Here is an 11,443-nt window from a genome sequence, read left to right as displayed (position 1 = left end):
GAGCAGCAAAGCCAGCTGAACTGGACTATCTGATACAGCAGTGCCCATTGGGCCGAAAGCTATTCATTCACACGGTGCTTGCGCATGGCTTTGGCAAGCAGCCAATAAAAGACCATCACCAAAGGAATCGGCAGCATTAGCAGCAACAATGCGCGGACGCCGTTCGACAGATCTCCGGTATCGAGGCTGGCCAGAGCCATCAAAATAATCAGAGACGCGAACAAGTTGCACACGCAAATGGTCATGACCCGGTAGAAAATTCGCCACGGCCTGGAGGGGTGGTCGATGTTCCTGGTGGATGGTGGAATAACGCCAGGGCGCGGTAGCACGATGCAAATACCGATGCACCCGGTAATGGATTGAACGAAGAACACGAAAACGTCGGAGTCATGAGGTGCCCAGCGCGGCATCTATCATGTAACGCACGCCCCGCAGTGCCTGGGCCGACACCTCCGGCCTGGCCTTCGCGGTGGCACGTGCGATCGAGAGGCCACCCACCAGTGCAGCAACGATGCCCATGGCGGTCGCAAGTGCGTCGGCGCTTGGTTTGTTGGCCGCAACCCTGCGCTCGAACGCGCGTACCAGCACCAGATAGCCTTCGGTGAACCTTGCGCTGGTCGCCATATCCTGGCGTCCAATTTCGCTCGCTGAAGGTCTTGCAGGCGTTCGATGTGCACTAGTCTTCGCGCAACAGATCTTCCAGTTCGGTGCTGAGTGGCATGGCAGAAAATGCGCTGATGCGCGCTCTTCCCGTGTTGCCGACTGGGACCCAGATCGTGGACAACAACAGGGCTGCAACAATGCGCGGGAGCTGGCCCGCAACCTCCCGCCAATCCTTCGTGAGCCACCCCAGTTTCAGCATGAGCCAATGAGATTTCGCGTGAGCCAGCGGCATGCGTTGGGTGAGGATATGCGCCCGCTCCAACCAGCCGTAGGCCGCCTGAAAGTCCCTGTGCCTCACAGCCAGGCCAGCCTCGCGGAAGGCTTCAGTTATGGCGCTGCGCAACGTTTCTTTCATGCCGACCTCGCTCTATTTCTTTAGCAGGCGTAATCCATTGAGCCCTTGCTTGTAGAGGACGCACATACACGGGCGCATAGGCCAATCGCCGGAAGTGAGTAGAATGAAGGCTCTAGCGGCTATAAGGTCAAGGGAAATGAATAAGGCCACTTACACGGTCGGTGCCTTGGCGAAAGCGACCCAAACCAAAGCGGTCACCATCCGTTACTACGGAACTGTGGGGCTAATGCCCTCTGCTGGTAGATCGCCATCGGGCTACCGCTGCTACACCGATCAGGAGCGTGAGCGCCTGCTGTGCAACCGTGTGAACCCCTGTGGTTCACCGAGGTAGAGATCAGCATGAACCAACTCCTGGCGCTGCGCGCCTTTGTCCGGGTCATCGAAACCGGCTCTTTCAGTCGGGCATCCGAACAGCTGGCGCTCCCACGCTCCACGGTCAGCAAACTGATTACAGACCTGGAAAAACACCTGGGCATCAGGCTGATTCAACGCACCACACGGGCGCTTACACCCACGCTCGAAGGTCTGGATTACCACCTGCATGCCGTGCGCCTGGTGGCCGAACTGGACGAGGTGGACAACGCTGTGCGCGGGCGAAAGCTCAAGGCCCACGGTCACTTGCGAGTGGACGCGCCGGCATCGTTCGCCAATGGCCTGTTGATCCCGGCGCTGGTGGATTTTCACCGTGAGTACCCGGACATCACCATCGCCTTGGGGATCAGTGATCGGGCGATCAACATCGTGGGTGAAGGGGTGGACTGCGTGATTCGAGCGGGCAGGCCCGAGGACATGGCCATGATCAGTCGCAAAATCGCCGACCTCGAATACGTCACCTGCGCAGCCCCCAGCTACCTGGCGCGCATGGGCACGCCACAGTCCCCTGATGACCTGGAGAACAACCATCTGAGGGTGGGTTATTTTTTTCCATCTAACACCGCAGAGCCGTTGATTTTCGAGCGAGGGACGACTCGGCATGAAGTGGGCAATTGCGCGTTTACGACTAACGAAGGCAATGGCCTCAAGGAAATGCTGCTCGCGGGCTTTGGCGTCGGGCAGCACTTTCGCTCGATTGTTCAGCATTACTTCGATACGGGCCAGTTAGTGCCGGTACTGGAAAGCTGGTCGCGACCGGCCATGCCGTTCCAGGTCATATACCCACCCAATCGTCATCAGAATGCTCGCCTCAAAGTGTTTATCGATTGGGTGATTGAAAGGTTCGGTGTCAGGGAATGATTGCCGTGACACGGATTTCGATGCGCATGGTCGGCAACCCGAGGGACTCGACCCCGACCTGCGTCCAGATCGGCGCATGGTTGGGCATGTAGTGGCGGTACCACTTGACCATCGCCTCGTTCACTTCGGGAGGAAAACCACCTACATGGTAGGAATTGACGTGAACTACGTGCTCCCAGCCAGCCCCCGCTGCGGTCAAGGTTCTTGTCAGGTTGGCAAACGCCTGGCCGATCTCGTCAGCGAGCGATGGGGGAATGTTGAACTCATCATCCCAGCCGCCCTGGCCTGATGTTTCAATGCGATTGCCAACTTTGACGGCCTGGGAGTAATGCAGGTTCTCGCGCAGGTAGTCGCCATAACCTGGGGTGACGAAAAATTCGGGCTTGCTCATGGTGTTCTCCGGGTCCAGTTGATTGCCAACGATGCTAGTGGACTGCTCGAAGAAAAATAATCCCTGGTTTTTGACATCACTGTTCACGCACATGGACAGTGAAAATGGGTGCAGGGGCTGCGAGCATTCACGCAACCCCTGCCCCTTTGCCTAACCTCGCAGGAAAGCGAGCAAGTCGGCGTTGATGGTGTCGGCGTTGGTCGTCGGCATTCCGTGGGGGAAGCCCGAATAGGTTTTCAGTGTGCTGTTTTGCAGGAGCTTTGCCGATAAAGGTCCAGAGTCTTCGTACGGCACGATCTGGTCATCATCACCGTGCATCACCAGCACTGGAATGGTGATGCGCTTCAGATCTTCGGTGAAGTCGGTCTGGGAAAAGGCCACGATCCCGTCATAGTGCGCCTTGGCACAGCCCATCATGCCTTGCCGCCACCAATTCAGGATGATCCCCTCGGACGGTTTTGCCCCAGGGCGGTTGTACCCGTAGAAAGGTCCCGCCGGAACGTCATGGTAGAACTGTGCGCGGTTGGCCTTGAGCTGTGCCTGCAGGTCATCGAAAACCGATTTTGGCAAGCCGCCGGGATTGCTCGGGGTCTGCACCATCAAGGGCGGCACGGCGCTGATGATGGCGGCCTTCGACACTCGGTCTTCGCCATGGCGAGCAATGTAATGGATTACCTCGCCGCCTCCGGTGGAATGCCCCACATGGGCTGCGCCTTGTACGCCCAGATGGTCGACTACAGCCGCGACGTCATCGGCATAGTGATCCATGTCGTGCCCGTCCCAGACCTGGCTGGATCGCCCGTGGCCACGCCGGTCGTGCGCAATCACCCGATAACCGTTCGCCAGAAAAAACAGCATCTGCGCATCCCAGTCGTCCGCGCTGAGAGGCCATCCGTGATGAAAGCAGATCACCGGGGCATCGCGTGGCCCCCAGTCTTTGTAAAAGATCTCAACACCGTCCTGCGTAGTGACGTAGCCCATGCTCGCATCTCCAGAATGAAATGACGGGCCTCTGCGCGCTGCCTGGCCACCCGGCCTCTTCAGGTTTGCAGTCACTTCAAGGCCAATGGTTTTCCCGGGTGGACCATGAGAATAGGCGAACTGACGACAATCAGCGGACCGCGGTTCTGACTACCAATCGAGCGGCCTGATCACGGCCACGGGCTCGAAGGCACGACAACCCTAACGATCGGTGATTAGCGTGCCGTCAATGCTCTCGGCAAATCCACCACCGAAGACCTGCGCCGGGGTGGCAAAGCCCGACCGGCGGTCACCTTTGAGCACTCGACGTGCTACGGCCGTGCTGCCAGTTTTTGTAGACGAATTCCAGGCTGTACCCGTCGGGGTCCAGCACATTGGCGGCGTAGTAGTTCGGGTCATAGTGCAAGCGTGCGCCAGGCGCGCCGTTATCGACCGCTCCACTGTCAATGGCAGCCGCATAGGCGGCTTTAACCTCAGCCTTGCTGTTGGCCACAAAACCCACGTGCACCGCTGCGCCCTCGACTACCCCTTCGCGCAACCAGAAAAATATCCGGCCATTGACGCCGAAGCCTTTGAGATCGGGATGACCCGGCGGCCCGTCTTGCCCGTCGTAGTCCAGGCGCACGGTGATACCCAGCGGTGCCAACGTCGCTTCGTAGAAACCGATGGAGCGCTTGATGTCGCTCACTGAAAGAAAAATGTGATCCAGCATGCTGCAGCCCTCGCGTGTTCAGATGTTGTAGCCGCCGGCGACTTCGATGGTCTGGGCATTGATCCAGGCGCCGTCCTCGGACAACAACATGGCAATGACCCGTGCCACATCCTCTGGCTCGCCGACCCTGCCGAGCGCTGTTTGCGCTGCCAGCATGGCTTCGAACTCATCATTGAGCCCGCCGCCCAGTTCGGTACGAATAGCGCCGGGCGATACGGCGTTGGCACGGATGCCGCGCTCGCCAAACTCCTTGGCCATGTACCGGGTGAGCACTTCCAGCCCCCCCTTGAAGGCCGCGTAGGGCGCCACGCCAGAGGTGGCCACACGGGTCGTGGCGCTGGTCAGGTTGACGATACTGGCGTTGTCCGCCAGTAATGGCAGCAGCGCCTGGGTGAGGAAAAACGGGCCTTTGAGGTGGACATTGCACAGGCCATCGAACTGCGCTTCGCTGACGCTGGCCAGGGGATTGAACAGGCCGTACCCGGCGTTGTTGACCAAGCCCGCCAGGGTGGTCGCCTGCCAGGATTCGCGCAAGGCCAGTACCACCGACTCGCGAAACGCCGGGAAGCTGGCTACGTCAGCGACATCCAGCTTTAGCGCGACGGCCTTGCCACCGGCTTTCTCGATGCGCCCTGTAACTGCAGCCGCAGCCTGGGGGTTGGTGTTGTAGGTGAGGATCACCCCCAGGCCTGACCGGGAAATGTGTTCGGCGGCACTTGCGCCGATCCCGCGGCTGCCGCCAGTGATTACGATTACGCTCATGTCATGTTCCTCTGTGGTTCAAACGTGCCTCCACAGTATTGATCGCAGCCACCGGGGTCGCACCCGTTCCTGCTCGAAACCTGCCTGTTTCTGCTTTTCGCTTGCACGCCAACCTGCTCTGCCCTCAGCATGCCCGGCATGGATAATCAATTGAATGAGCTGCGATTGCTCGCGGCCGGCGCTGAAAATCGCCGTACCGAGACGGGCATTCCGCGCGTGGCCATGGTGCAGGGTAAAATTCCCGAGCACCTGCTGGCGGCGGTCTACGACCCGATGATCAACCTGATCCTGCAGGGCAGCAAAAGCATGACCGTGGGGGACCGCACGCTGCGGTATGACCCGGCGACCTATTTCGTCATGTCCATAGACTTGCCGGCAGTAGGCTCGGTGCATCCGGCCGAGTCCGGAGAGCCTTATCTGGCCGTGAGCCTGACACTGGACCCCGGCGTACTGTCCGCACTCTTCGCCGACCTGCCCAAACCTGCCGCACGCTACGAATACAACGCCGGCTTTTGTGTGGCGTCAGTGACCACCGAATTGATGGATGCCTGGGTGCGCATGCTGCGACTGATGGGCGACCCCCAGGCTATCGCCGCCCTGGCCCCGGTGTATGAGCGTGAGATTCTGTTCCGTGTGCTGCAGGGCCCCCACGGCTGGATGCTGCGCGAGATCGCCGCCCCCGATACGGCCATGGCCCGCGTCAGCATGGCTATCCAATGGATTCGCCGTGACTTTGCCCAGCCGATCAGGGTGGAAAGCCTGGCAAACCGTGCGTCAATGAGCGTCTCGGCGTTTCATCGGCACTTCAAGGCGGTGACCAATTTTAGCCCTTTGCAGTATCAAAAACGCGTACGCCTGCTCCAGGCGCGAACGCTGATGGTGGCCAATTCCAGGAGCGTGATGGCCGCCGCCTTTGAAGTCGGATACGAGAGCGCAACGCAATTCAGCCGGGATTATGCGCGGGTGTTTGGCTTACCTCCCGCGCAGGACGCCGCGAGGATTCTGGGCGAGACGAGAGCTCGATAGGCGCGCGTCTCGCCCCAAGTATCATCCAGACGCGCGCGCCATAAAAGCGCTTTCAGTTCAATGGCGCCACAATCAAGCAGCGGTCGAAGTCAGCCTGGATCTGTTGCCGGCATACCCCCGCTCCAGCCCGGCGCGGCAATGTCCTCGTAATGGATCTCAACCAACTGGGTCAGGGTGAGGCGTTCAGGTAAGGCCGTAAATCAGCAAACGGTCCAAGTCAGGCGTTAAGACGCTATCACAACTGATAATTGTTCCCAAATAAGTAAAAACCTCATTTCACATATAATTACATTTGCGTATGATAAGGATTCTCAATAACAGCAAACCGAATGAGAATTCGCATGATCGCCCCCATTTCCTCGCGTTCAAAAAACTCCGCCACGCAGCGCTCGCCATCCCAGCTGCGCCCTCTGGCCCTAGCAGTGCACGTTCTTGCTGCCGGTATCGCCCTGACTGCACCCTCGGTGCAGGCGGCGGAACAGACTGAACAAAAAGAGAATGGAAACTCTTTGAACCTGGCCCCTATCGCAATCACCGAGACTGCCGCCCGCGAACGCAGTGCCGTAACCGAAGACACGAACTCCTACACGACAGATGCGGCTCGCACTGCAACGCCTTTGAGCATGTCGCTGCGCGAGACCCCGCAGTCGGTCAGCGTGGTTACCCAGCAGCGCATCCAGGATCAGGATTTGAAGACCATCGTCGACGTGGTCAACAACACCACGGGTGTGTCGGTGAACCGCTACGAGACCAGCCGCGCGCAGTTCAACGCCCGCGGGTTCGAGCTCAACTCGTTGATGATCGATGGCGTGCCCACCATCTACGAGCAGCCGTGGAGTTCGGGGGAGATTTTCAGCAGCCTGGCCATGTATGACCGCGTTGAAGTGGTGCGCGGCGCCAACGGTTTGATGACCGGTGCGGGCGACCCTTCGGCGTCGATCAACATGGTGCGCAAGCGCGCCAACAGCACCGCCCTCAAAGGCTCGGTGGAACTGAGCGCCGGTACCTGGGACACCTATGGCGTCGAGGGTGATGTGTCCACTGCGCTGAACGAGGAAGGCACGATTCGCGCGCGTCTGGTTGGCGAGACCAACGAGGGCGACACCTGGATCGACATGAACTCCGACAAGCGCCAGACCCTCTACGGCACCATGGACATCGACCTGACGCCAGACACGACGCTCTGGTTTGGTTTGAGCCACCAGGAAAACAAGACAGACTCGCCGATGTGGGGCGGCCTGCCGGTCTGGTACGCGGACGGCAGCCGGACCAACTGGAGCCGCTCCAAGACTACCTCGGCCAAATGGAGCAAGTGGGACACCACTTACGACACCTACTTCGTCAATCTCGATCACAAATTTGCCAACGACTGGCAGATGAACCTCAGCTACAACCGTGGCGAGCGCACCGGCGACTCTTCCCTGCTCTACCTCTCGGGCAATCCAGGCCGCAACGGCAGCGCGCCCATGTCTTCATTCCCGGCAACCTACAAGACCGAGACCACTCAGGACGACTATGCCATTCGCTTCAATGGGCCGTTCTCGCTGCTGGGCCGCGAGCATGAGCTGGCCTTCGGTTACGTGGATAGCAAGCAGAAATTCGACGCCGACTCACTGGATGCGCAAACCGGCTTTGAGGGCGTGGCCGACTTTGATGCCTACGACGGCAACTTTGCCGAGCCGGTCTGGGGGCCGCGCACCGATTATGGCTACAGCGAGACTCGCCAGAAGGGTCTTTATGCCGCCACCCGCCTGAACGTGACCGACGACTTGAAAGTGATTCTGGGCGCGCGCGAGAGCTGGTACGAAAAGACCAGTGACGACGTGTTCTCGGAAGTCAGCAAGGTGGATGTTGACCATGAATTGACCCCCTATGCCGGCGTGGTCTATGACCTCACCGACAACATCTCGGCCTATGCCAGCTACACCGAAATCTTCCTGCCACAATCGGTGCGCGACAGCAGTGGCCAGACACTGGAGCCCATCGTCGGCGAGAGCACCGAAATGGGTCTGAAGGGCGAGTTCTTCGGCGGCCGCTTGAACACCTCCGCAGCGATCTTCCAGATCAAACAGGACAACCTTGGCCAAAGCACCGGCGTGCTGATCGATCCTTCGAACCCGGTCGGCGGTTTTGCATACGAAGCCAGCGAAGGTGCAACCAGCAAGGGCTTCGAGCTGGAAGTGTCCGGCGAACTCGCCACCGACTGGAATGCCTCGGTGGGCTACACCCAGTTCACCGCTGAAGATGCCAACGGCGACGACGTGAACACGCTGTACCCAACCAAGTTGCTGCGTACCTTCACCACCTACCGCCTGCCCGGCGCGTTCAACAAGTTGACTATCGGCGGCGGCGTCAATTGGCAGGACTCGATCTATACCTACGCCACCAACCCGGCCGGCAACTCCGAGAAAATCCAGCAGGACGCCTATGCATTGGTCAACCTGATGGCGCGCTACGAGATCACCGACAACCTCTCGGCACAGGTCAACGCGAACAATGTCACCGACGAGAAGTACTTCGACATCTTCGATGCCTACGGTGCCCTGACCTACGGCGCCCCGCGCAGCATTACGGCTTCGGCGAAGTACCGCTTCTAACGATCGCGGCGATGCCGGTGTTGTATGCACGACCTCTGTGGGAGCAAAGCTTGCTCGCAATGGCGGTGTGACTGGCACACCGCGGTGCTCCGATCGCCGGCAAGCCGGCTCCCACAGTCCAGTGTTGTATGCACGACCTCTGTGGGAGCAAAGCTTGCTCGCGATGGCGGTGTGACTGGCACACCGCGCTCCGATCGCCGGCAGGCCGGCTCCCACAGTCCAGTGCTGTATGCACGACCGTTATGGGAGCAAAGCTTGCTCGCGATGGCGGTGTGACTGGCACACTGCGGTGCTCCGATCGCCGGCAAGCCGGCTCCCACAAGACAGTCGCAAGATTAATGTTATAGAATAACATTGCCTTCCAATCACTGCCTGCGATTTCCTCATGACAATCCCTGTCCACATCCCTCCCGCCACACGCCTGAACCAGCGCCTGCTATCCATCGATGCCCTCAGGGGATTAGTCATCCTGTTCATGCTGCTCGACCACGTGCGCGAAACGTTTTTCCTGCACCGCCAGGTAGCTGACCCCATGGGCATCGACACCACTGAACCGGCCCTGTTCTTCAGCCGCACCCTCGCCCACCTGTGTGCCCCGGTATTTGTCCTGTTAACCGGTTTGTCCGCCTACCTCTACGGCGAAAAGCATCAGGGCAAAAGCGACGTCTGCACCTTCCTGTTCAAGCGCGGCCTGTTCCTGGTGGTGCTGGAATTCACCCTGGTGAATTTCGCCTGGACCTTCCAGCTCACACCCAGCGTGATCTACATGCAAGTGATCTGGGCCATCGGCGTCAGCATGATTGCGCTTGCCATCCTGGTGTGGCTGCCTAGGCCCGTCCTGTTCGTTGTGGCCGCGATCATCGTCGCCGGGCACAACCTGCTCGACGGCCTGCACTTCCCGGTCGGCTCAAGCCTGCACGTACCTTGGGCGATTCTGCATGATCGCAGCTGGATCGAGGTGTCCGAGCAGCTGAGGTTGCGCACGTCCTATCCGGTCCTGCCTTGGATAGGTGTGATCGCTCTCGGCTACTGCATCGGCCCCTGGTTTGGCGGCTCAGCAAGCGTCAATTCACGCCAACGCAAACTGCTGATGGCAGGTTCAGGGGCGTTGTTTGGGTACTTTGCATTGCGCCTTGTGAATGGCTACGGCGAAGCGCAATGGCTCGCCTATGAAGGCACCACTCAAACGTTGATGAGCTTCTTCAACATCACCAAATACCCGCCTTCCCTGCTGTTCCTTGCCCTGACAATCGGGGCGGGCCTGCTGTTGCTACTGGGCTTCGAGCGCGCCCAGCAACGCAAGTGGATCAGTACCCTGGCGGTGTTTGGTGCCGCGCCGATGTTCTTCTACTTGCTGCACCTTTATGTGCTCAAGGTGCTGTACCTGATCAGCGTTGCGGTGTCTGGCTTGAACCAGGGCAACTACTTCGGTTTCGACAGCATTTGGGCGGTGTGGTTGACGGCGCTAATACTGGCCGCATCGCTATATTTGCCAGTGCGCTGGTTTGCGGCATTGAAGGCGCGGCGTCGGGATATTGGCTGGCTGAAGTATTTCTGAGTGACGGCGATTCAGGTCGGCTTGCCGACCTGAATCATGCGTGATTGAACCGGTCACCACGATGACCCAATAGCCACTAAACAATCGCAGGATAAACATCATTGCTATCCGGCCAAACCGACAACACTTCAAAGCCATCGTCAGTCACCGCCACCATGTGCTCCCACTGTGCCGAAAGAGACTCATCCTTGGTCACAACGGTCCAGCCATCCGCCAGGGTCTTCACGTGCCGCTTACCGGCATTGAGCATCGGCTCAATGGTGAAAATCATCCCAGCTTTCAACTTCAGGCCCTGCCCCGGATAGCCGTAATGCAGGATCTGCGGCTCATCGTGATAGACCTTGCCGATGCCGTGCCCGCAGTATTCGCGCACCACACTGAAGCCCTCGCGCTCGGCGACGGTTTGAATGGCATAACCGATGTCGCCCAGGGTTGCACCAGGCCGCACAGCCCGAATGCCGGCGCACATGGCGTCATAGGTGGTCTTGACCAGGCGTCGCGCCTCGGGGGCCGGCTCGCCGACAAAGTACATGCGGCTGGTGTCGCCGTACCAGCCGTCCTTGATCACGGCGATGTCGATATTGAGGATGTCGCCGTCTTTCAAAGACTCATCCGTTGGAATGCCATGGCAGACCACTTGGTTGACGGAAGTGCACACGGTTTTCGGAAAGCCGTGATAGCCGATATTACCAGCTATGGCTTTCTGCACGTTGACGATGTGGTCGTGGCAGAGTCGATCAAGTTCGTTGGTGGTGACCCCCGCTTTCACATGGGGGGTAATCATGGCCAGCACTTCGGCCGCCAGTTGTGCAGCTGTGCGCGACTGGGCTATTTGCGCCGCCGTGTTGATCGGAACGATGGCCTTCATTTGCCGGCTCCGCTGCCTGCTGCAAGCTGCAGGCCTTGGGCGTTTTGCGCCAGATCACACAGTTGATTCAGGTCCAGGCCTCCCGCCAGTTCGGCACGCACCAGCAAGCGGCAGATGTCGCTGTGGTCCAGGTTCGGGTGCAGCTCGGCGAGCATGCCAATGCGCATCCAGTGCTCGGCCTGCGCGTTGATCGAGCGACTCAGCGCGTCGCTGGCGACGCGCAGGTTTTCGTGCATGCCTTCGGAGATCTTCACAATACCCATGACTTCAACCATACGAAATCGGAAGAGCACACGT

General features: G+C 59.3%; 14 protein-coding genes. 5 read left to right on the top strand and 9 right to left on the bottom strand.

Annotated features, from left to right (window positions below):
• Positions 1 to 59: 59 nt before the first annotated feature.
• The 3 genes from UB23_RS29270 to UB23_RS11915 are packed head-to-tail and all read right to left on the bottom strand — an operon-like array spanning position 60 to position 1,018.
• Positions 60 to 374, bottom strand: a complete 315-nt coding sequence (locus UB23_RS29270) for a hypothetical protein (RefSeq protein ID WP_152644263.1) — start codon at positions 372 to 374, stop codon at positions 60 to 62.
• A 13-nt stretch (positions 375 to 387) separates the two neighbouring features.
• A complete protein-coding gene (locus UB23_RS11920) occupies positions 388 to 624 on the bottom strand; it encodes a hypothetical protein (protein WP_177328550.1) in 237 nt (78 codons plus the stop codon).
• A gap of 52 nt (positions 625 to 676) precedes the next feature.
• Entirely contained in the window at positions 677 to 1,018 is a 342-nt protein-coding gene (locus UB23_RS11915; protein ID WP_045059514.1) for a DUF3703 domain-containing protein, read from the bottom strand.
• A 103-nt stretch (positions 1,019 to 1,121) separates the two neighbouring features.
• Here UB23_RS11915 and UB23_RS28485 point away from each other — a divergent pair, with 103 nt between their 5' ends.
• Both UB23_RS28485 and UB23_RS11910 read left to right on the top strand, forming a co-directional pair.
• A complete protein-coding gene (locus UB23_RS28485; protein ID WP_330218103.1) occupies positions 1,122 to 1,349 on the top strand; it encodes a MerR family DNA-binding transcriptional regulator in 228 nt (75 codons plus the stop codon).
• An 8-nt stretch (positions 1,350 to 1,357) separates the two neighbouring features.
• On the top strand, positions 1,358 to 2,251 hold the full coding sequence (locus UB23_RS11910; protein ID WP_045059604.1) for a LysR family transcriptional regulator: 894 nt from the start codon (positions 1,358 to 1,360) through the stop codon (positions 2,249 to 2,251).
• On the opposite strand, the gene UB23_RS11905 is transcribed toward UB23_RS11910, so the two are convergent.
• The 4 genes from UB23_RS11905 to UB23_RS11890 all read right to left on the bottom strand — a co-directional run bounded on the left by UB23_RS11905 (position 2,241) and on the right by UB23_RS11890 (position 5,097).
• Complete coding sequence (locus tag UB23_RS11905; RefSeq protein ID WP_045059603.1) at positions 2,241 to 2,642, bottom strand: RidA family protein; 402 nt, start codon at positions 2,640 to 2,642, stop codon at positions 2,241 to 2,243. The two genes, UB23_RS11910 and UB23_RS11905, sit on opposite strands and share 11 nt — an antisense overlap.
• 150 nt (positions 2,643 to 2,792) lie before the next feature.
• The gene (locus UB23_RS11900; protein WP_045059513.1) at positions 2,793 to 3,623 is read right to left on the bottom strand and encodes an alpha/beta fold hydrolase; all 831 of its coding nucleotides are present in this window, start codon (positions 3,621 to 3,623) and stop codon (positions 2,793 to 2,795) included.
• Positions 3,624 to 3,912: 289 nt separating this feature from the next.
• A complete protein-coding gene (locus UB23_RS11895; RefSeq protein WP_045059512.1) occupies positions 3,913 to 4,335 on the bottom strand; it encodes a VOC family protein in 423 nt (140 codons plus the stop codon).
• 18 nt (positions 4,336 to 4,353) lie between these two features.
• Positions 4,354 to 5,097 (bottom strand): SDR family NAD(P)-dependent oxidoreductase, encoded by a 744-nt coding sequence (locus tag UB23_RS11890; protein ID WP_045059511.1) that lies wholly within the window; start codon positions 5,095 to 5,097, stop codon positions 4,354 to 4,356.
• A gap of 138 nt (positions 5,098 to 5,235) precedes the next feature.
• Here UB23_RS11890 and UB23_RS11885 point away from each other — a divergent pair, with 138 nt between their 5' ends.
• The 3 genes from UB23_RS11885 to UB23_RS11875 all read left to right on the top strand — a co-directional run bounded on the left by UB23_RS11885 (position 5,236) and on the right by UB23_RS11875 (position 10,278).
• A complete protein-coding gene (locus tag UB23_RS11885; protein ID WP_045059510.1) occupies positions 5,236 to 6,123 on the top strand; it encodes an AraC family transcriptional regulator in 888 nt (295 codons plus the stop codon).
• A gap of 341 nt (positions 6,124 to 6,464) precedes the next feature.
• On the top strand, positions 6,465 to 8,720 hold the full coding sequence (locus UB23_RS11880) for a TonB-dependent siderophore receptor (RefSeq protein ID WP_045059509.1): 2,256 nt from the start codon (positions 6,465 to 6,467) through the stop codon (positions 8,718 to 8,720).
• Between the two features lie 385 nt (positions 8,721 to 9,105).
• Positions 9,106 to 10,278, top strand: coding sequence for a DUF1624 domain-containing protein (locus UB23_RS11875; RefSeq protein ID WP_045059508.1), 1,173 nt, complete (start codon positions 9,106 to 9,108; stop codon positions 10,276 to 10,278).
• 76 nt (positions 10,279 to 10,354) lie between these two features.
• Here the strand turns inward: UB23_RS11875 and map are convergent, their stop codons facing one another.
• Positions 10,355 to 11,146 (bottom strand): type I methionyl aminopeptidase, encoded by a 792-nt coding sequence (gene map / locus UB23_RS11870; protein WP_045059507.1) that lies wholly within the window; start codon positions 11,144 to 11,146, stop codon positions 10,355 to 10,357.
• A complete protein-coding gene (locus tag UB23_RS11865) occupies positions 11,143 to 11,409 on the bottom strand; it encodes a ParD-like family protein (protein ID WP_045059602.1) in 267 nt (88 codons plus the stop codon). Before UB23_RS11865 ends, map begins: the two co-directional genes overlap by 4 nt.
• Between the last annotated feature and the right edge of the window lie 34 nt (positions 11,410 to 11,443).

The organism is Pseudomonas sp. ES3-33 (genome assembly GCF_000952175.1).
Classification (GTDB): Bacteria; Pseudomonadota; Gammaproteobacteria; order Pseudomonadales; family Pseudomonadaceae; genus Aquipseudomonas; species Aquipseudomonas gregormendelii.
Note: the sequence above shows the minus strand (reverse complement) of the source record. Positions and strands in the feature narration are given on the sequence as shown.